Annotated in this window: 20 protein-coding genes; 2 read left to right on the top strand and 18 right to left on the bottom strand. The window is 59.1% G+C overall.

All coding sequences use genetic code 11. From position 1 onward, the window contains the following. Positions 1-121: 121 nt before the first annotated feature. A complete protein-coding gene (locus JDW18_RS05560) occupies positions 122-1180 on the top strand; it encodes a diguanylate cyclase domain-containing protein (protein ID WP_218242708.1) in 1059 nt (352 codons plus the stop codon). Positions 1181-1250: 70 nt separating this feature from the next. Further along, positions 1251-1916 (top strand): mechanosensitive ion channel family protein, encoded by a 666-nt coding sequence (locus JDW18_RS05555; RefSeq protein WP_218242707.1) that lies wholly within the window; start codon positions 1251-1253, stop codon positions 1914-1916. A 67-nt stretch (positions 1917-1983) separates the two neighbouring features. On the opposite strand, the gene purT is transcribed toward JDW18_RS05555, so the two are convergent. From purT to JDW18_RS05465, 18 genes are all read right to left on the bottom strand, one after another. Beyond that, positions 1984-3201: a formate-dependent phosphoribosylglycinamide formyltransferase gene (gene purT / locus JDW18_RS05550; protein WP_218242706.1), complete on the bottom strand. Its 1218-nt coding sequence runs from the start codon at positions 3199-3201 to the stop codon at positions 1984-1986. 135 nt (positions 3202-3336) lie between these two features. Further along, positions 3337-3696, bottom strand: a complete 360-nt coding sequence (locus JDW18_RS05545) for a hypothetical protein (RefSeq protein ID WP_218242705.1) — start codon at positions 3694-3696, stop codon at positions 3337-3339. Further along, positions 3689-4363: a TenA family protein gene (locus tag JDW18_RS05540; protein ID WP_246610284.1), complete on the bottom strand. Its 675-nt coding sequence runs from the start codon at positions 4361-4363 to the stop codon at positions 3689-3691. The genes JDW18_RS05545 and JDW18_RS05540 overlap by 8 nt, the downstream gene beginning before the upstream one ends. Positions 4364-4450: 87 nt before the next feature. Further along, complete coding sequence (locus tag JDW18_RS05535) at positions 4451-4924, bottom strand: hypothetical protein (protein WP_218242704.1); 474 nt, start codon at positions 4922-4924, stop codon at positions 4451-4453. 69 nt (positions 4925-4993) lie between these two features. Beyond that, positions 4994-6049 carry a 6-phosphofructokinase gene (locus JDW18_RS05530; protein WP_218242703.1) on the bottom strand — a complete coding sequence of 352 codons (1056 nt, stop codon included), beginning with the start codon at positions 6047-6049 and terminating at the stop codon, positions 4994-4996. A gap of 195 nt (positions 6050-6244) precedes the next feature. Then, complete coding sequence (locus tag JDW18_RS05525) at positions 6245-7624, bottom strand: c-type cytochrome (RefSeq protein ID WP_218242702.1); 1380 nt, start codon at positions 7622-7624, stop codon at positions 6245-6247. Positions 7625-7638: 14 nt separating this feature from the next. Beyond that, positions 7639-9408, bottom strand: a complete 1770-nt coding sequence (locus tag JDW18_RS05520) for a GMC family oxidoreductase (protein WP_218242701.1) — start codon at positions 9406-9408, stop codon at positions 7639-7641. Positions 9409-9411: 3 nt separating this feature from the next. Continuing rightward, positions 9412-10110, bottom strand: a complete 699-nt coding sequence (locus JDW18_RS05515) for a gluconate 2-dehydrogenase subunit 3 family protein (protein ID WP_218242700.1) — start codon at positions 10108-10110, stop codon at positions 9412-9414. A gap of 488 nt (positions 10111-10598) precedes the next feature. Beyond that, positions 10599-11060, bottom strand: coding sequence for a hypothetical protein (locus JDW18_RS05510; RefSeq protein WP_218242699.1), 462 nt, complete (start codon positions 11058-11060; stop codon positions 10599-10601). 71 nt (positions 11061-11131) lie between these two features. Further along, the gene (locus tag JDW18_RS05505; protein ID WP_218242698.1) at positions 11132-12742 is read right to left on the bottom strand and encodes a hypothetical protein; all 1611 of its coding nucleotides are present in this window, start codon (positions 12740-12742) and stop codon (positions 11132-11134) included. A gap of 357 nt (positions 12743-13099) precedes the next feature. Then, positions 13100-14839, bottom strand: a complete 1740-nt coding sequence (locus tag JDW18_RS05500) for an ABC transporter ATP-binding protein/permease (protein WP_218242697.1) — start codon at positions 14837-14839, stop codon at positions 13100-13102. A 158-nt stretch (positions 14840-14997) separates the two neighbouring features. Next, entirely contained in the window at positions 14998-16089 is a 1092-nt protein-coding gene (nagZ, locus tag JDW18_RS05495) for a beta-N-acetylhexosaminidase (RefSeq protein WP_218242696.1), read from the bottom strand. Between the two features lie 60 nt (positions 16090-16149). Further along, positions 16150-16545, bottom strand: a complete 396-nt coding sequence (gene acpS, locus JDW18_RS05490) for a holo-ACP synthase (protein WP_218242695.1) — start codon at positions 16543-16545, stop codon at positions 16150-16152. Between the two features lie 82 nt (positions 16546-16627). After that, positions 16628-17395, bottom strand: coding sequence for a pyridoxine 5'-phosphate synthase (locus JDW18_RS05485; protein WP_218242694.1), 768 nt, complete (start codon positions 17393-17395; stop codon positions 16628-16630). After that, positions 17392-18171: a DNA repair protein RecO gene (gene recO / locus JDW18_RS05480; protein WP_218242693.1), complete on the bottom strand. Its 780-nt coding sequence runs from the start codon at positions 18169-18171 to the stop codon at positions 17392-17394. The genes JDW18_RS05485 and recO overlap by 4 nt, the downstream gene beginning before the upstream one ends. A gap of 139 nt (positions 18172-18310) precedes the next feature. Next, positions 18311-19414 carry a GTPase Era gene (gene era, locus JDW18_RS05475; protein WP_218242692.1) on the bottom strand — a complete coding sequence of 368 codons (1104 nt, stop codon included), beginning with the start codon at positions 19412-19414 and terminating at the stop codon, positions 18311-18313. After that, entirely contained in the window at positions 19411-20094 is a 684-nt protein-coding gene (gene rnc, locus JDW18_RS05470; RefSeq protein WP_218242691.1) for a ribonuclease III, read from the bottom strand. Before rnc ends, era begins: the two co-directional genes overlap by 4 nt. A 9-nt stretch (positions 20095-20103) precedes the next feature. Then, positions 20104-20454, bottom strand: coding sequence for a DUF4845 domain-containing protein (locus JDW18_RS05465; RefSeq protein ID WP_218242690.1), 351 nt, complete (start codon positions 20452-20454; stop codon positions 20104-20106).

Raw genomic sequence — 20454 nt, 5'->3', positions numbered from 1 at the left:
AAACCCTCGCAACATCCAATTTTCGTCAAACTATCGTATAAAGTAACAGCAGCTTACATAGCTTTCCTACCCTGCCCATCTCTGGTGGGTACCTGAATGGACTGAGCCTCTTTCCTGACACATGACTGCTTTGCCGTCCAACGTCCTTGCCTCAACGGCCATTGAGTCCAGCGGGGCGCGCTTTTCCTCTCCGGAGTCCTCGGCTCCGTTTTCCGTGCTCGTGGTGGAGGATCAGGCCGTGATGCGAGCAGCCCTGGTCACAGAACTGCGCCAGGCCGGTGTCACCCAGGTTCTGGAAGCCGAAAACGGCCGTACGGCCCTTGCGCTGTTTCGCAGCGAGCGCCCTGACATGGTGCTCCTCGACATCCGCCTGCCGGGTGAGGACGGCTACTGGGTTGCCCGCAAGCTACGCGAGGCCGAACCCGGAGAGTGGACCCCCATCATTTTCCTGTCGGGGCTGGACAACGATCTGGATGTCTGGCGCGGCATCGAGGCTGGTGGTGACGACTATCTGGTCAAGCCCGTCAAGCCGATCGTGCTGGTGGCCAAGTTACGTGCCATGCGCCGCCTGCTGGATATGCGCCGCCGTCTGGTGACTGTTTCTGCTGAGCTGCATCTGGCCAACCAGAAGCTCAATGAAATGGTGGAACTGGATGCTCTGACCGGTCTGGTCAACCGCCGTGGGCTGGACCGCATGCTGCATGCCGAAATCTCAGCCGCCCAGCGCGAAGGCAAGCCGCTGACGCTGATGCTTTGCGACCTCGATCACTTCAAGCAGTTCAATGACACCTATGGTCACGTACAGGGTGATGAATGCCTCAAGCAAGTCGGCCGTCTGCTGCGCGAAGTCTGCGTGCGCCCACGCGATATTGCGGCGCGCTATGGCGGCGAAGAATTTGCACTGATTCTGCCCAACACTCCGCGTTCGGGCGCCATGACCTTTGCCCGGGCGCTGGGGCAGATGCTCAAGTTCCTCAAGATTCGCCCACCAGGAGCAAGTGAAGAATTGTTGCTAACCTTGTCTGGCGGCATCACCACCTGCATTCCCGATGCCCATACCAGCCCGGAATCCATGCTGATGCGCGCAGACGAAGCGCTGTATGCAGCCAAGTCTCAGGGGCGCAACCGATTCTTCAGCTTCGAGATGCAGATGGACACCATAGAGCAGCGCCAGCTTTGAGCCTCGGGTAGGCGCCCGCCCTCCAATAAGACGCTAGGATGACCCCCTAGCGTTTTTTATTGTCTTGGTTATGCGTCGTCTTCAAATGCACCTGCCCGAGTGGATGCAGGAGTGGCTGGAGGTTCTGATCCCCGGCGTTCAGATCTTTCTCATCATCTTTGTCGCCTGGTTGCTCAACTGGCTGTTCAAGCGCATTGTCTCGCGCGTAGGCAAGGCCTATGACCTGCCGCATGAGCTGCTGCTGCCACTGCGCGGCGTGTTCCGCTGGCTCATCATTGCGGCGGCTGTTCTGGCCATTCTGGAGCGGCTGGGCATGTCTGCCACCGTGCTGTGGACAGCCTTCACTGGCTTTGCCACTGTCGGCGCCGTTGCCTTCTTTGCCGCGTGGAGCGTGCTCTCCAACCTCTTCTGCGCGGTGCTGATTGTCACGGTCGGCCCCTTCCGCCTGGGCGACCATATCGAAGTACTGGACACCGCCGAAAAGCCCGGCGCCAAAGGCCGCGTAGTGGACCTGAACATGCTCTATATCACGCTGCAGGACGACAGTGCGCCTGAAGGGACGCCTAACCTGCTGCAGATTCCCAACTCACTGATCTTCCAGCGCATCATTCGCCGCTGGAAAGGAGGCCTGCCATCCATCACAGAAAGCAGCCCAGCCACCAGCCAGGAAGAAGCCAGTGCGGTAGCCTTGGTAACGCCAAGCAATGGCGCCACGACCAGTGCAAACGGACACTGACCCAGCAAGCGTGCACAAAAAAGGGCTTCCACAGGAAGCCCTTTTCATTGGCTGGAGGCTGATCGCATCAAGGCTTACGCGGCTTGACCTTGCTGGCTGCTAATTTTGCCGTGGTGCGGGCCTGCTCCACATCGGCCGCGCGGGCCAGGGCCACGCCCATGCGGCGTTTGACAAAGCTTTCGGGCTTGCCGAACAGGCGCAGATCAGTGCCTGGAATGGCCAGCGCCTCGTCCACGCCATCAAACACCAGGCCTTCGGCATCCTGACCGCCATAGATCACGGCACTGGCACCGGGGTTGCGCAAGCTGGTGTCCACCGGCAGACCCAGGATGGCGCGGGCGTGCAATTCAAATTCGCTTTGCCACTGGGTGCAGAGCGTCACTAAGCCAGTGTCATGCGGGCGGGGCGAGACTTCGCTGAACCACACTTGCTCGCCCTTCACAAACAGCTCCACGCCGAACAGGCCCAGGCCGCCTAGGTTGTCGGTCACGGCCTTGGCAATCTGCTGCGACTTGGCCTGTGCCGTCGCCGACATGGGGTGGGGCTGCCAGCTTTCCACATAGTCACCGGCCTGCTGGATGTGGCCCACGGGGTCGCAAAAATGCGTTTCGATCTGGCCGTCCGCGCCCTTGGCGCGCACGGTCAGCTGGGTGATTTCGTAGTCAAAGTCGATAAAGCCTTCCACGATCACGCGGCCCTTGGCCACGCGGCCGCCGGCCATGGCGTAGTCCCAGGCTTTTTGCACATCGGCCGGACCGTCGATCTTGCTCTGGCCCTTGCCGGAGCTGCTCATCACCGGCTTGACCACGCAGGGGTAGCCAATGGTGCTCTGGCCGTCGGTGCCGTCAATGGCGGCTTGCAACTCTTCGGCGGAATCGCAAAAGCGGTAGGGGCTGGTGGGCAGGCCCAATGTTTCGGCGGCCAGGCGACGGATGCCTTCGCGGTCCATTGTCAGCCGCGTGGCGCGGGCCGTGGGGATGACGGTGACCACGCCGGCGGCCTCCAGCTCTTCCAGCATGGGCGTGGCAATGGCTTCGATCTCGGGCACCACCAGGTCAGGCTTTTCGGCTTCGATCAAGGCCTTGAGCTGTGCCGGATCGCTCATGGTGATGGTGCGTACATGGTGGGCCACCTGCTGGCCGGGCGCGTTCTCGTAGCGGTCCACGGCGATGGTTTCCACGCCCAGGCGCTGCAGGGCAATCAGCACTTCCTTGCCCAGTTCGCCGCTGCCCAGCAGCATGACTTTGGTGGCATTGGGGGAAAGAGGGGTTCCTAAGGTGGTCATCGTTGCATCCTGCATATAAAGGGCCAAGCCCCCGATCATAGGCGAGCGGGAAGGCATCACAGCGCCATTCCAGCTATTGATTCAATAGCTGCTTTCGCTTACTCATAAAGCGATACAGCCTGTTTTCGCCAAAATTTAGTGCACAACAGGCGAGTAATGCTCAATGCGGCAAGGGCCGCGATCTTTGCATTCGCCGTCCAGATAGCGGTAGCGAACCACCGCCGTTGTGCCCGGTCTGGGCCACTGGCGGCGCGGCAACTCGTTTTGATAGTCGGCAGTCTCGGGTCTGAAGCTCAGCGCTGTTCCAGCCTGCGGACATTCAGCCTGCCCCTTGGCCTTGCTTTCGATCACACGGGTCTGCAGCTCCTGGCGGCTTGTCTGCTTGTCACGCACTTCCACCTTCAGGTCGCAGATTTCCCAGTTGCCCGCCAGGGCCGGTGCAGCAATGGCACACAGCAAGGCTGCAGCCGCCAGACAGGTTTTGCTTTTATTCATAGACATGGTCAAAGAATTGGCGTTCCAGCTTCACCGCACGCTGAAAGTAGCGGGCGGCTTCGGCTTTCTGTGCTTCGTTCAGTGTGAGGCCAATGCGATCCAGTTCACTGCGCAACCAGCCCACAAAGCCACGGAAGAAATCATTGGCATGCAGCACGATCCACTCCGCGTGCTCGAAGCGCTCTGGCATGGGCAGCTGCTTTTTGGCGTCCTGGTCAGCCCAGTCCAGATAAATGCCTTCAGCCACCGCCAGCACTGCCATGCAGTTGGCGTAGTTCAGGCTTTGCGCAGCCTCGTGCATCAGTTGCTGAAACGCCTTGGTGGGCACAGTCAGTTCGGGCGTCAGGCGCTGCTCTTCGGGCACGCCCAGCATATCAAAGCTGCGCAGGAAATAGGTGTTCTCGTCGCTGGTCACCATGCCCGCAAACTGCGACAGCGTCACACGCGGCGCAAACACATCAGCGCTGGCAATGGCGGCGCCCAGCAAGGCCACGAATCGGTTGATGAACTGATAGTCCTGCACCAGATATTTGCGCAGCACTGCATCGCTCAGGCTGCCGTCAAAAATCTCGTGCACAAAGCGGTGCTGCACACAGGCATTCCAGTCTGCAATGCAGGACTGGCGCAGTTGTTCGGCAAAGCCTTGGGATGGGTTCAGCGCACTCACAGAAGTCTCCTTGGACACCGATAATTATCAATTTAATAGCTGAAAGCGCTTGATATATCCGCACTTTCAGCCCATTTCACACCATCTTCAGTGCGTCAGCCCTGCGGGCTTGACGCCGCGCTGCGGAATACCCCTGGCCGCATCAAACTGCATGTCTGAAGTCCACACCGAGTCGTTCCAGTTCCAGGGGCTACTGGCCTGCTCCAGACTCAGCACATGCACGCCGCTCATGTCCTTGACGCGCTCCTTGAGCCAGTCGGCCTGATCGCTGCGTACAAACACCAGACAGGCAATTTCCCAGTCCGGCTGTGTGATGGCCAGACCGTGCAGTTGCGACAGCAGCGGCGCATACCATTTTTCAACCCGCTCATTGATGCGATTGACCAACGCCAGCGGGTAGCCAGAGGCCGAGACCTCGACCACATAGACCTGCTTGCGCGCAGGGCGCAGCGCCACAAAAGCCGGGCATTGCCAGCCGTCTGCCACCTCGTATTTGGGGGCAACAAAGGTTTCGCCATTGGCCGTGAGCAGTTGCATCACGGCTTCTTCGTGTCGGTCCATGCGGTATTTCTCCTGCACGCAAGCTCAAAGTGCGCGCCTGCTCACACCTTAGCCTAGCTCAGGGCTTCATCAAGCCTCACCAAAGCAAATGCCAATATCGCGCGCCATGGCCAGCAGCGGGCTGTCCAGCGGCACGGTGCGCTGGGTGTTGGCCACCTTGGCAATTTCCACGCTGCCGATACGCCCGTTCTGCAGTGTGACCATATGGCCGAATTGGCCGCTCAGCACCAGTTGGGCAGCGTGGTGGCCAAACTGCGTGGCCAGCACACGGTCAAACGGCGTGGGATCGCCGCCACGCTGCACATGGCCCAGCACCGTGGTGCGCACCTCGCTCTTGAGGTGTGGCTGCAGGCGTTCGCGCAGCACATGGCCCACGCCGCCCAGGCGCACGGGGTCGGGGCTGTGTTCAATGCGCTCGCGCACCGTCAGGCTCTGGCCGCTTTCCTTGGCGCCTTCGCCAATGCAGATGATGGTGTAGCGCTGGCGCTCCTCGCGGGCCTTGCAGAAGTCAACAATGGCCTGCAGGTCGTAATCAATTTCGGGCAACAAGATGATGTCAGCCGCTCCGGCAATGCCAGACTCCAGCGCCAGCCAGCCTGCGTGGCGGCCCATGGTTTCGACAATCATCACGCGGTGGTGGCTCATGGCCGTGCTTTCGATACGGCGCAGAGACTCGGTCACGGTGGCGACGGCCGTGTCAAAACCAAAGCTGCGCTCGCAGCTGGCAATGTCGTTGTCAATCGTCTTGGGCACGCCCACGCATTGCAGTCCCACCTGGGCCAGACCATGGGCCAGGCTCATGGTGCCATCACCACCAATGGCTACCACTACATCCAGACCCAGCGCCTTGACATTACGGCCCACCTGCTCCAGCGTGGCCGCATCGCGCAGCGGGTTGGCGCTGTTGCTGGTGCCCAGAATGGTGCCGCCGATGTGCAGAATGCCGCTGACTTCATCCCAGCTCAGCGGCTTGACGCGGGGCTGCTCGCCCATCAGGCCTTCAAAGCCATCGGCAATGCCCAGCACCTCGCACTGGCCATGGTTGATCAAGGATTTGGTAACCGCACGGATCACCGCATTCAGGCCGGGACAATCACCACCACCGGTCAACACACCAACGCGCATGGAATCTCTCCTTGTTCTGTTCAGGCTGGTGCGCGGCCTTGCGGTTTGCACGCAGCAAAACAGGAATCATCCCACGCCTGACCTGGGCTGAGGCACAAAAAAGCCCCGCTGGAAGCAGTATCCAGCGGGGCCTGGTGAGAAAAGCTATTCGTTCTGTATTTACAAAATCGATAGCAATCAGCGCTTCAACAGTGCTTACTGCGCACGCTCAGGGGCGGCTGCGGCTTCAATGTGCTTGCGCACCTTGCTGACCTGGCTTTCGCTCACGTCAGAAGCCTGGTTACCCCAGCCCTTGCGCAGGAAAGTCGCCAGTGCAGCCACTTCGTTGTCAGTCAGGCGATCGGCGTAGCCTTGCATCACCAGATTCATGGGGCGACGTTCGGTCATGGTGGACGACGTGCCCTTCAGAATCACCGACAGCAGCGGGCTGGCGTCCTTGCCCAGCACCATGGGGTTGCCTTGCAGCTCGGGGAAGATCTCGGGCGAGCCCTTGCCGCTCGTAAAGTGGCAGGCAGCGCAGTTGTCGAGATAGACACGGGCACCCAGAGGCATGTCTGGCGCAGCAGACTTCAGCATGGTGGCAGTGGCCTTGCCAGCTTCATCCGCAGCAGGAGCTGCCGAGCTGCGTGGGCCGGGAGTTGCCAGCTTTTCAGGGGTGGCTTCGGCAGCCTGGCCATCCATGGTCTTGATGAACTTGGCCATGGCGTTCAGATCTGCATCTGTCATGTACTGCATGGAATGCTCAACCACCATGGCCATTTCGCCGTTAGCCACTGCGTGAGCATTGCGACCCGTTGCCAGATAGGCAGCGATCTGTTCGGTAGTCCACTTCTGAACACGTGAGTCCTTGCCGCGCAGGGCTGGGGCGGACCAGTTGTCCACCTCGCCACCCGTCAGGAAGCTGGAGTCGGACAAACGTGTGCCGCCTTGCGCCATCAGGGCTGTGCGGGGGCTGTGGCAAGCCGCGCAGTGGCCTGCGCCTTCCACCAGGTACTGACCGCGAATCTGCTGGTCGTCACCGCTCATGGGCTTGAACTTGGATTCACCCGACAGGGCCAGCCAGTTCCAGGCACGAATGCCAAAGCGCATGTTGAACGGGAAGCTCAGGCTGGTGGCCTCCACAGCATTCTTCACAGGCTTGACTTCGGTCTGCAGGTAGTCATACAGCGCACGGATATCGCTTTCCTTCATGAAGCGATAGTTCTCGTAAGGCATGGCGGGGTACAGTTGCTGACCGTGGTCACCAATGCCATCCACCATGGCGGCGCGGAACTGGTCCAGAGTCCAGTTACCGATACCGGTTTCCTTGTCAGGCGTGATGTTGGACGCCCAGATGGTGCCCATGGGGCTGTGAATGCCGTTGCCACCAGCCAGAGGCTCGCCGCCCTTGGCCGTGTGGCAGGCCATGCAGTCGCCAGCGCGCATGACGTATTCGCCACGGCCCGCTTCAGCCTTCCAGTCGGCAGGCAGTTCTTCATTGGCAGGTGTTGGCTTGAACGGAGCGTAAGCCAGCGCCACTGCCGCGATGATGCCCAGAACGATCAGGGCAATCACAATGCTGAGGATTTTCTTCATAGTGTCTTACTCCCTCAGACCAGCGGACGTGGGTTCTTCAAATACAGGGTGCGGATGGCATGCAGCGTCCAGTACGCCAGGCCACCCACCATGCCGGTGGGGTTGTACTGGGTGTTCTGCACGAAGTTGCCCGCGCCGAAGACGAACACGTTGTGCTTGTCCCAGGCCTGGCAGTAGCGGTTGACCACGCCTTCTGTAGGGCGCTCCGACATGATGTGGCCACCGGTGTTGTGCGTGGTCTGGTAAGGACGCACGTCGAATTTGGCACCAATGTTCTTGAAGCCAGACTGCAGCAGATCGGGCTTCAAAGCGTTACCCACTTCTTCTGCCTTGATCTTCTGGTACTGGGTCATGCGGATGTCGTTGTCCTGCCAGTTGAAGGTCATGCGCATCAAAGGACGGCCATGTGGATCCTTGTAGGTAGGGTCCAGGTCCAGGTGGTTGTTGCGGTAGGACATGTGCGAGCCGTGCGTGCCGATCGACATGGAGTGGCCGTACCACTCGCCAATGCCCTTCTTCCAGCCTGCACCCCAGCCAGGTGTGCCCTTGGGCAGCGGCATGGAGCGGATAGGCTGGCCATTCATGGTGCCCACGCGCCAGTAGGCGCCGCCGATAAAGCCCAGCTTGCCGAAGTCGTTCTGGTTGATACCGTAGTCGTCGATACACATGCCGTTGGAGCCGTGGCCGATGAACGGGTTGAAGTTCTCTTCCTTGAAGAACAGGGTCACGCCGCCGTTCATCTGGTAGGCGTAGTTCTTGCCGGTCACGCCCGTGTTGGTCTTGGGGTCGTAAGGCTTGCCAATGCCGGACACCAGCAGCAGGTGCACGTTGTTGAGCTGGTAGGACGACAGAATCACCAGATCCGCAGGCTGGAACACTTCTTCGTTCGTGTTGGAGTCGAAGTAGGTCACGCCGGTGGCGGTCTTGCCGTCTTCCGAGCTTTCCACACGCAGCACTTCGCAGTGGGTGCGGTAAGAGAAATTCTTCTTGCGCTTGAGCGCATCCAGCACTGCCGTCTGGGGCGACGACTTGGAATACTGGTAGCAACCAAAACGTTCGCAGAAACCGCAGAAGTTGCAAGGTGCCATCTGCATGCCGTAGGGGTTCACATAGGATGTGGACGCAATACCGGCAGGGGCAGGGAATGGGTGCAGGCCCATGCTCTTGGCGCAGGCCTCGAACTTGGTCGAGTCGTAAGTCGCAGGCAGCGCAGGCATGGGGTACTCTTTAGAGCGCCAGCCTTCAAAAGGATTGCCGCCAGCCTGAATCTGGCCCTTGAGGTTACCGGCCTTGCCCGAGATACCAGCGACTTCATCAAACTGGGTGAAGAAGGGCTCCAGCTCGTCATAGGTGACGGGGTAGTCCATCAGGTTCATTCCTTCGGGAATGATGGACTCGCCCCATTTTTCCTTCACATAGCTGCGCAGCTTGATTTCCTCGGGCTGAGGGCGCCACAGCAAACCATTCCAGTGCGTACCGGCACCACCCACGCCATTGGCAGGCAGGAAGGAGCCCATGGAGCGGTAAGGCAGTGCGATTTCGCTGTCATCACGGCGCACCGTCACCGTCGCCTGACGGGGGTGCTGCATGTTCTTCAGACGCACGCCATAGGTCAGCTCGTCGATCTGGTTGGGGTACTTGAACTCAGGCACGGTGTTCTGGTCACCGCCGCGCTCCAGCGCCACGATTTCCAGGCCTTCGGCAGCCAGTTCCATACCGGCAATCGAACCTGTCCAACCCAGGCCAACGATCACCACGTCTTTTTTCTTTTCAATACGTGCCATGACTTAAGCCCTTTCACCCTTGATGGACACGGGGCCCAGCGGATATTTCTTGTTGTGCTGATCCACCCATTCGGCATAGCTGGCGCGCGCGCCGGGGAAGCCGATGTACTTCCACGATTGCATGCCGTAGTTGCCGCCGTGCTGCGGGTCGGCAAAGTAGCCTTCCTTGGTGTTGGCCAGCAAGGTGGCAAAGAAGAAGCTCAGTTCAGGGTCCAGCTTGATGCCACCCTTTTGCAGGGCGGTCAGGGCTTCGTCCTGCTGCTCGGCAGCCAGATCCTTGAAGTCCTTGCCGAACTTTTCCTTGCAGGCAGCGTTGAAGGCGGGAATGGCCTTACGGTAGAGCTGCGCAGGGTTCAGTGGCGATTGCCAGCCGCGATCCGGTGTGGCTTCAGGATCGTGGGGGCCTTCCATGTACCAGATCTCGGCATTGCCGTAGTAGCCCTGGAGCTGGCGGTCAATGAACACAGGCACATGGGCTTCGATAGCGCCGGGGCCGTCGCCTTCCGAAGGAATCAGGCGTGCAGTCGCTGCCAGCACAAAGGCCCATTCTTCGGCGTTGAGGTACTCAGGCTTGTACTTGTCAAGGCCAGCGGGAGCTTCCTTGGAGTTGGCACGAAACGTCAGGGCAGCACCGGTGAGCGCTACGCCAGCGCCCGATGCCAGCATGAAGGTTCTGCGGCTTGGAGGGGAAAAATCAGACATTTTCTCTGTTCCTACATCGTGGTGTGAACACCTCCACAGCCAAGTGGTGGGAGGTCATTCAGTGGTACTCAAAAGCGATGGCTTCTCTTGGGCATCGCTTGATGGAGCCATGCAAAAAGAAGGGCTAATGCAAGTGCACACATGCACACACAGGAGCCCACGTCAGACGAATCCGAAGCGAGCTCATACTTCTTTAATCCTCCAATGCTAGTGGTCTCTGCAAGCATTTGTTTCGGCCGTCAGTCGCAACACCGGGTAGGCCGGGGTCTTTTGTTGGAGTAGACAACTAGGGTTTTCCATTAGATATAAGACCTAAGACTCAAGACCTGTTTTGAGCACTTAAAAACGCTTCAATTGGGGCTTTCTGAACGCCCCAATAAAACAGCCCGCAAGTAGCATCTCACTGCAACTTGCGGGCTGTACATAGAGCGGAAAAAATTCCGTTGAATCAACGTCTTGAAGGATTCAAGGTCTTCCTCCGCAGAGGCTCAATATCTGCGCTTTTCCTGCGCTGGCATTTCGGTAAAGCCGCCATCCTGCACCTGCCGTGCCTGGCGCGTGGTTTTGTTGATTCCCTGCACAGAACCCGCATCAATTCGCACGGCAAATGCCGAGTAATGCGAGCCTGAACGCACATGAACATGCAGGTAATGCAAGCCAGAGGCAAGCACTGTGAGCGGGATCTCGGTGCTTGCATGGTGTTGCGCATCCAGCCTGATTTCTGCTGGTGCGCTCGCTTCCACGCGCAGCGAGCCTTCCACGGCATAGCTTAGCTGCAGTGAATCCACGCCGGGGCTGCCCACGAAATCCAGCTTCACCTTCACCGGTCCAACGCTCAGTCCTGCAGGCAATTCACCCACAGACACAGTCACCACATCACCCGCCTTGCGCTGACGCTGGTTCAGTGGCGAAGCGTCCTGCCCACCAGTCGCCATCACTGGTGCAGACATCAACAAGCTTGCTGCTGCAGCCAGACCCCATACCCATTTGCACCCCCAGGCGCACTTGCCAAACATTTGCATCAACTCACCTTTTCCCATCGAACACCAAAGCATGAATGCAACTGAGGCTTGGCAGTGCCGTTGTACATGCTTGCGTCCGTCAACATTGCTACATAGGTACCGGCTTGCAACTGGTACGTGTTTTCAAGCACAGGCGCCAGCGCAACCTCGTTGACAGGTGGCTGCCATACACCTGTGCGATACAGATCAACCCGGGCCAGAGCAGCAGTCCCTGTCGCCACAAGACGCCATTTACCGGCCGCAGGCACTTCCAGACGGATTGGCCTGTTGCGATCGAGCTTGTTGTAAGACCCATACTGGTTGGATACGCACACAGGTGCCGTCGCAATTCCAGAAAGCAGTTGATCCACCACTGGAATGCCGCTGGCAAAGCTGGTGACGTAGCTGACAGAGCCACCCCATGCATCCAATGTGCTTGCACTGGGCAGACCGATGTCGCTGAAGACAGTGTCCGTAGCACCTGCTGCCATTCGAGGAGCCAGACCTGCCGCGAATGAAAAAATGCTGGTCGCTGCGGGCGTGTTCTTTTGCTCTGCCAGCAGAGTTTGCAGCACCGCAGCGGCACCACCTTGCAGGCGAGACAGCTGGTAGACCGCGTACTGCACAGAGCGTTCACTGAAGAAACCACGATCTGAAACCACTGGCTGGGTATCTACGCTGAACGTTGAAGACTGGCTTTGCCGGGCGCCCAGGGTGTCAATAAAGCTTGCATTGCCGCGCATGGAGGAAGACATGGCACTGGCCAGCCCTTCAGACCATGCAACCCGCATGTCCAGCTTGTCCCCGAGTGCATGATTTCCACCGGGAGAGTCAGACCGCGAGAGCTTGTTCTCGAAGTAGTGCATCCACTCGTGGATCAAGATGCTGGTGTCGTACTCGTCGGAGTCCAGGCTTTCCTTGCCCAGGATGTACAAGCCCTCAGCCACACCCGATTGCGCATTGGTCCAGCTGCTGGTGCCAATATCGCCTTGCGCATAGCTGCCGACCGCGCTGCGGTTGTTGCTGCTCCAGTAGATATTCAGTGTTGGGAAAGTGGGCAGCATCTGGCCAGCCGCGGCGAGCGCGTCATCCACATACCGCATGGATGTATAGGCCTGATCCAGCACAGCAAATGGGGCTGCGGCACGCACATCACCATAGCTGCTGCCAGTCCAGCCCGAAGCGGCATTCAAATCCAGCACCATGCCTGCTGCAGGCATGATCTGTGCAGAACTGGTCATGGCATAGACAGGCGCTGCCGTAGGGTAGCCCGATGACGTGTTGTCACGCACGGCCACATCCCAGCGGCCATCACTGCTTTTGATTCGTGCCTGCACGCGCAGTTGCACCTGGCGCCCTGTCGGCACTGCCAGCGTGTACAAGCCCTTGGCATCTGTTACAGCAGATGCCACAACACCTGTCGCATCGACCGCATCCACCACCACACCACGCGCAGGCATGGACTGGGTTGCTGCGTAATTCAGCCCCTTGTCAGCCGTGGCAGGCACCATGTCGTAGCTGATATAGCCCACGATCTGCCCTGCAACAGGCTTAAGCGCTTCTTGCGCAGGTGGCAGCCCCCCACCCAGATTGGCTCCATCGTCGCTGCTGCTGGCTCCACCGCCGGGCACAACTCCGGCATTCGCCCCACCCTGCACCTGATCGTTGCTGCCAGGTGTTTGAGTTGCGCTGCTGTCTGGTGAAGAACTGCTCCCCCCCCCACCTCCGCCGCAGGCCACGAGCAATGCCGCCAGCGTTGCTGTCACGGTGAACCGCCCAGCTCCAGCCAGGCAGAATTTCAGGCTTCCTTTATTTGATACTAAATGTTTAAATGTGTTCATAAACGCTTCCAACCCTGTGAATCTTAAAGATTTAAGGTTGCAAGTGCTTACTTTTTTAACTATTCAAAACTGTCTTCGTTTGAAAAAATAAATAAGGGTTTCCATGGGCACCCTTGTACATGGAGGTGATCCGCAAGACCTTGGTGCTCACTCCATGGGCCGCAGGTCAAGCCCATGCCGCTGTGGCTCAATCTGCCAGACTTGGTCGTGATACTTGCGCACGCTATCGCGGTGCGCCACAGAAATCACCGCACCGCCATTGCGCTTCGCCATCTGGGTCAAGGCCTCATAGACCCGTGCTTCCGAGGCGTTGTCCAGCGCGCTGGAAGCCTCATCGGCAATCACCCATGCAGGCTGTTTGAGCAAAACACGCGCGGCCGCAAGGCGCTGGCGTTCACCACCGGACAGCAAGCTTTGCCAGGCCTCAAAGTCATCCAGCCGCGCCTGCAGTGCGGGCAACCCCGCCAACTCCAAAGCTTCTGCCAACTGAGCGTCGGAGTAGTTTTCTGCCCGGGATGGGTAAGCCAAAGCATCACGCAGGCGCCCTTCGGGGAAATAAGGCTGCTGCGGGATAAACATCACATTGCCCGGCAAGCTGACATGCCCTTTGGCAAAGGGCCAGATGCCGGACAGCGCCCGGAGCAAAGTGGACTTGCCACTGCCAGAAGGGCCGCCTATCAGCACATTGCAGCCTGCATTGATGCGGGCAGCAACATCACGCAAAAGCACTTGGCCTGCGGGCAATCGCAACTCCAGCCCCTCTACTGCCACATGCGAATCCACTGCCTCATGCGTCAGCTCTGATGCGTCACCCGTTCGCTGCAAAGCGGCTTCAAGCTCGGCCAGGCGCTGCGCCGATGCGCGCCACTCGGCCAAAGTAGTGAAGTTGCTGATGAACCAAGACAGTGCACCCTGCACTATGCCAAACGCCATGCTCACCTCTGCCAGGGTCCCCATGGAGATATGGCCACCGAAATAGCGCTCGGCTAGTACCAGATATGGAAACAGGGCAGACAGGTTATTGAAGAAATTGGTAAACCATGTCAAACGCGTCTCTCGTTTGACCAAGGCGTATTTGCTCTCCAACAGGGCATTGAGTTTGTTATCCAGCTGGAAATGCTCAACCTCCTGCGCCCGATCAAGCGCAATCGCTTCGGCGTTATCACGCACACGCGCCATGTGATAGCGAAAGTGCGCTTCGCGCCTTTGCAGCTCAAAATTCATGCGTTTGAGCGCCTTGCCCAGCCAGTAAGTGACCAGCGTGCCTGCCCCGCAATACAGCAACGCCACCCATAGCATGAAACCCGGGATATTGATTGCCTGCCCGCCAATATGGAGATCCGCTCCATCATCCACACCGACAAGTACCCAGCCAAATGAGACCAGCATAGCCAGCGAAAGCGTAAAGCCTCTCGCCAGATCACAGCTCATCTTCACGAATTTCTGCACATCCTCGTGAATACGTTGATCGGGATTATCCGGCGCGGCCTGATCCGGCATATTGCGCATCAGTTCCAGCTGATAGAAGGCACGATGCTCAAACCAACGCGCCAATAATTTCCTGGTAAACCAGCGACGCCAACGAATTTCCAGCACCTCGGTCAGGTAGAAGGTCATCACCAGCGCCACAATAAACACTAGGGCAAGCCAGAAAAAATCGGGCAGCAGTGCATAGAACTGCTCACTGTTTTTACTTTGCAAGGCATTGGTCTTGGCTCCCGTCCAGCCCACCAGCCTTGCTTGCCACCAACTGCTGAACACCGACAAGCCCAACACTGCGCCAATCAGTACCAGGGCGGAAAAACGTTGAGGGGATTCCCAGAAATACGGGCGAATCAGCCCCCAGGTTTGAGCCCACATGGACGGCTGTTTGGATGATCTGGACATGGACTTCTTCCTTGACTTGGACAGGTTGCGCGCAGGCAACCCGGGAAGAATGACCCACCTCCTACAAAAAGTAACTCACTGAAATTGGTTATTTTGAAGCGCAAAAACAAAAAAGAGGCCCTCAGGCCTCTTCTGTTCACGGAGCAGCAACGACTGCATCAGGGCAGTTGATCCAGCGCCTGCAGATAGGCGGGCTGCAGCATCAGGTCATCCCAGGCCTGAGGTTCGGTATCGGGCAGCAGCGAGACGCGGCGCGATTCGCTGTCTTCATCGGGCACCCAGCGGCCATCGCGCAGCGCGGCATCCATGCCGTCGAGCAGTTGGTCCACATGCTCGCCAAAGCCCAGGCTCTGATTGCACAGCAGCACCATGTCGCAGCCGGCGTTCAGCGCTTCCAGAGCCGCTTCGGTGTAGCTGATGAGTTGGCCATTGATGCGGCGTGCGCCTTCCATGCTCAGGTCGTCGCTGAAGATGGCGCCGTCATAGCGCAGGCGGCTGCGCAGAATGTCCTTGAGCCATTTCTCGCTAAAGCCTGCAGGGCGCTTGTCCACCTTGGGGTAGATCACATGCGCTGGCATGACGGCGGTGAGCACGCTGGACAGCCACGGGTACGGCGCGGCATCTTCGTCGAGGATGGCATTCAGGCTACGCTTATCCACGGGAATATCGACGTGAGAATCCGCCTTGACAAAGCCGTGGCCGGGGAAGTGTTTGCCACAGTTGCCCATGCCGGCTTGCAGCAGACCATGCATCAGACTCTTGGCCAGCGCCGCCACCACGCGTGGGTCGCGGTGGAAGCTGCGGTCGCCAATGACGGAGGATTCGCCATAGTCCAGATCCAGCACGGGCGTGAAGCTGAAGTCCACACCGCAGGCGCGCAGCTCAGTACCCAGCACATAGCCTGCAGCCGTGGCCGCGTTCATGGCACGCATGGCGCCGCTGCCTTCGCGGTATTTCTTACCCACGCCATCGTCCATCCACATCTCGCCAAAGGCGCGCATGGGCGGGATGTGGGTGAAGCCATCGGTACGGAAACGCTGCACGCGCCCGCCTTCGTGGTCCACACAGATCAGCAGATCAGGCTTGACCGCCTTGATGTCCGCGCACAACTGCACCAGCGCGCTGCGGTCTTCCCAGTTGCGCTTGAACAGGATGATGCCGCCCACCAGCGGATGGGCCAGACGCTGGCGGTCCACATCGGTCAGCGATGTGCCTGCAATATCAATGATGAGAGGGGCGTGCATGCTCATGATGTTTGATTCAAATTTGATAGCTGATTGCGCTTATCTATCAAGCGCTACAGACCAATTTCACTCTTTTCGCTCTACAATGCAGAAGCTGGCTGCGTAATCAGATTCATCTGTGACGGACAAGTGCGCCGTCAGATTGTTTTGCTCAAACCATTCCTTGAGTTCACCATGCAGGCGAATCGCAGGCTGGCCGCTGGGCAGTTTGATGACTTCGCAGTGGCGCCAGGTCATGGGCATGCGCATGCCCATACCGACGGCCTTGCTGAACGCTTCCTTGGCCGAAAAGCGCGTGGCCAGATAGCGAATGCCGCGCTCGGGCCAGCGTGCGCTGCGGGCCTTCCAGGTGGCGATTTCGCCCTCAGCCAGCACCTTGAGCGCAAAGCGCTCGCCATGCTTTTCCAGGCTGGCGCGGATGCGGCGCACATCGCAGATATCGGTGCCAATGCCGTAAATCATCTATGACTCCTTATAGAAAAACAGACCTCCAGCACTTATCCATCAAGCGCTAGCAGCTATCTTTTCAGGAATGCTTCCGTATTTACTTCTGCGCCATGCCTGCGTCAATGCAAACCTGATAGGCCTTGACGGTTTCGGCATAGCCCAGCTCCAGCGCATCGGCAATCAGGGCGTGGCCAATGGAGACTTCAGCCAGACCGGGCACGCGGGCCACAAAAGCGGCCAGATTGTCGCGGTTCAGATCGTGGCCTGCGTTGATGCCCAGGCCCGCATCCAGCGCAGCTTGCGCGGCGGCGGCATAGCTTTGCAGTTGCTGCTCTTGCTCAGCCTTGCCCCAGTTGGCGGCAAAAGGCTCGGTGTACAGCTCCACGCGGTCGGCACCCACGGCCTTGGCGGCTGCCATTTGTTCAGGAATAGGGTCCATGAACAAGCTGACGCGCACACCAAGCTGCTTGCATTCGTCAATCAGGGGCTTGAGGCGTTCTGCATCCTGCGGGAAGGTCCAGCCATGGTCGCTGGTGAACTGGTCTTCGCTATCAGGCACAAACGTGGCCTGGTGCGGGCGCGTCTGGCGGATGAAATCCATCAGGTTCTGCGTGGGGTTGCCCTCGATGTTGAACTCGGCCTTGGGCCAGCTCTTGAGCAGTTCATGCAGCTCAAACACATCCTGAGCGCGAATATGGCGCTCATCAGGACGGGGGTGAATGGTGATGCCCTGCGCCCCAGCTTCCAGACAGATCTGCGCCGCTCGCGTCACGGACGGAATACCCAGATGCCGGGTATTGCGCAGCAGCGCCACCTTGTTGACATTGACCGAGAGCGCAGTGCGCGGGGAAGCAGAGGGTTTCATAGCGATTGCAGATCCATCATCAGCTGGCGGGTGCGCAGCATGGTTGAGCCGCAATGGTATTGCAGAAGGTTGCGCAATTGCGGCTTCAGGGCCTGAGCCACATCAGGCTCGGCCAGGGCATTCAGGGTTCGGGGAAAAGGCTGATCGGCTTGCAATGCCAGCTCTATGCTGCGCCACTGCTCCCCCGTCAGCGCAGCGCGCTCGTAGCTTGATGCCTGACGCAGACCGCCATCCGACACCAGGGTGTAGCGCACAACCGCCTGCACATTGCTGAGTGTGGTGCTTTCCTGCGTCAGATCGGGCAGGTGGCCCAGCTCGCGCAGCAGCACCAGCTCGAAGGCGCGCAGCACAGGCTCGATCGCATCGTTGGTGTTGCCATGCTGACCCGCCAGCACGCGCACCACACCGGCATAGATATCGAACAGTGCGGCATACGGATCGTCACGCGCCAGCAGGCGCAGCAGCAGCTCGTTCAGGTACATGCCAGACCACAGCGCATCGCCCTGCGGCATGACATGGCCGCCCACCCATTCCGCGCCCTTAAGGGTGTGAATCTCGGCATTGCCTTCCGCACCCAGTGTGTAGCTGAGCTTGAGCGGCTGCAGCGGCAGCAGCACGGGGCGGAAGTTGGAGGTGTGGCGCTTGACGCCCTTGGCCGCCAGCGCCACCCGCCCGCGATGGCGCGTGAACACCTCCAGAATCAGGCTGGATTCACTCCAGTCGTACTGATGGAGGATGTAGGCGGGTTCTTCACCGACGCGTTTGGCATTAGCCATGCAATGCTCCAGCTGGCAGCTGATGCTGGGACAAGGCTGTTTTGCCGCCGGGCCGCCCCAAGGCAAAACCCGGCCGAAGCCGGGTCAGGGCCCCCTCGGGGGGCAGCGAGCACACGCAGTGCGTGAGCGTGGGGGTCACTTATTCATATCCGAAGGATTTGACGCGAGCCTCATCATCGGCCCAGCCGGACTTGACCTTGACCCAGACTTCCAGGAACACCTTGGCGTCCAGAATCTTTTCCAGCTCCTGACGGGCTTCGGTGCTGATACGCTTGAGACGCTCGCCACCCTGGCCAATCACCATGGCCTTGTGGCCATCGCGCTCAACCACGATGGTGGCGGCAATGCGCATGAAGCGGCCAAACTTGGGGCTAGGCTCTTCTTCGAACTTGTCGATCACCACGGTAGAGGTGTAGGGCAGCTCGTCGCCGGTGAAGCGGAACAGCTTTTCACGCACGGTTTCTGCGGCGAGGAATTTCTCGCTGCGGTCGGTCAGCTCGTCCTGCCCATAGAACCAGGGCTGCTGTGGCAGGTACTTGGAGCAGATGCCGAACATGCGCTCGATATCCTTTTTGTTCTTGGCCGACATGGGCACAAACTCGGCAAAAGGATGGCGCTCTTGCATGTCCTTGAGCCAGGGGGCGATTTCCTGGCGGCGGCCCACGGTGTCCAGCTTGTTAGCAATCAGCAGCGTGGGAATGCCTGGCTTGAACAGACTCAGCACCTTGGCGTCGGCCAGGGTGAAGCTGCCGGCTTCCACCACGAACAAGATCAGGTCCACATCGCCAATCGCACCCATCACGGTCTTGTTCAAAGACTTGTTCAGCGCCGTGGAGTGCTTGGTCTGGAAACCGGGGGTATCCACAAAGACGAACTGCGTTTCATCCTTGGTGCGGATACCGGTAATGCGGTGGCGCGTGGTCTGCGCCTTGCGCGAGGTGATGGAGATCTTCTGCCCCACCAGCGCGTTCATCAGCGTGGACTTGCCCACATTGGGCTTGCCCACGATGGCGATCAGGCCGCAGCGCTGCTCTTCGGGCACATAGACGCGGGCAGGCGCTTCTTCTTCCTGATCGCGAATAGCAGTGGGAGCGCTGCCGGGCTTGGCAGCGGCCAGCATCCGGCTGATGTAGTCCAGGCTGGGATCGCTAATGTCTGTAGTAACAGCTTTGGGGCCCTTAGGGCCCTTGGCGGTTGCTGCACCTGCGGTGCCTGCTATCTTTTTCTTAGCAGCATCGGTCATGGTTTTTTGGCTTTCAATTTTTCCAGCACGGCAGCCGCAGCTGCCTGTTCGCCGATGCGACGGGAGGCTCCCTCGCCTTGGGCGCTGATATTCCATTCGGCCACTGTGCACTGAACCTTGAAGGTCTGCTTGTGCGCAGCGCCGGTGATTTCCACCACATCGTATTGCGGCAGCTTCATGCGCTTGCCTTGCAACAACTCCTGCAGTGCGGTTTTTGGATCTTTGTCCGCCGCGCGCATGTGGGGATTGATGTCCACGCCCTCAAAGAGGTGGTGAACGACTTTTTCGCCAGCCGTAAAGCCAGCATCCAGATACACAGCGCCGATCAGGGCTTCCACCGCGTCAGCCAGGATGGAGGGGCGCTGTTTGCCGCCGGACTTGGATTCACCCTCGCCCAGACGCAGCAGCTCAGGCAGTTGCAGTTTCAACGCAATCTTGTGCAAGGTGCCTTCCTTGACAAGATTGGCCCGAACGCGCGAGAGATCGCCTTCGGGCATGGATTCCAGCTTGGCATACAGCAGGCTGGAGATGGCCAGACTCAGCACCGAGTCACCCAGAAACTCCAGGCGCTCGTTGTTGTCGGCCGAAAAGCTGCGGTGCGTGACAGCACGCTGCAGCAAAGCCGGATTGGCAAATGGGTGTTGCAGCCTTTGCTGCAGTGCGACTAGAGCAGGTTCCACCTGAAAGGTCTATTTCTTGAAACGGTAAACAAGGTAGGCCGGGCCTACCAGATGAATGTCACGGGAATATTCAAAGCCCGCAACGACTTTGTCATTGACTTTGGTCACCTGTAGGTCGGCACCGGTGATGGATTTGATGTCGTCAATGGCGGCCGAACGGTCAAAACTGGCCTTGACTTCGGCGACGGTATTGCCCTCAGCGGCAGCCTTGCTGGCTGCCTTGGTGATGGCCTGGTACTCCAGCAGGACAGGCAACGATTGTGCGCCAATCCCCACCACCGCGACCAGGATGGCCACCAGAAACACCAGACCGATAAAGGACAGGCCACGTTGACGCGAGCGCGATGCAAGATTTTTCAT

Origin of the sequence: Comamonas fluminis (assembly GCF_019186805.1) — a bacterium.
Taxonomy (GTDB): domain Bacteria; phylum Pseudomonadota; class Gammaproteobacteria; order Burkholderiales; family Burkholderiaceae_C; genus Comamonas; species Comamonas fluminis.
Note: the sequence above shows the minus strand (reverse complement) of the source record. Positions and strands in the feature narration are given on the sequence as shown.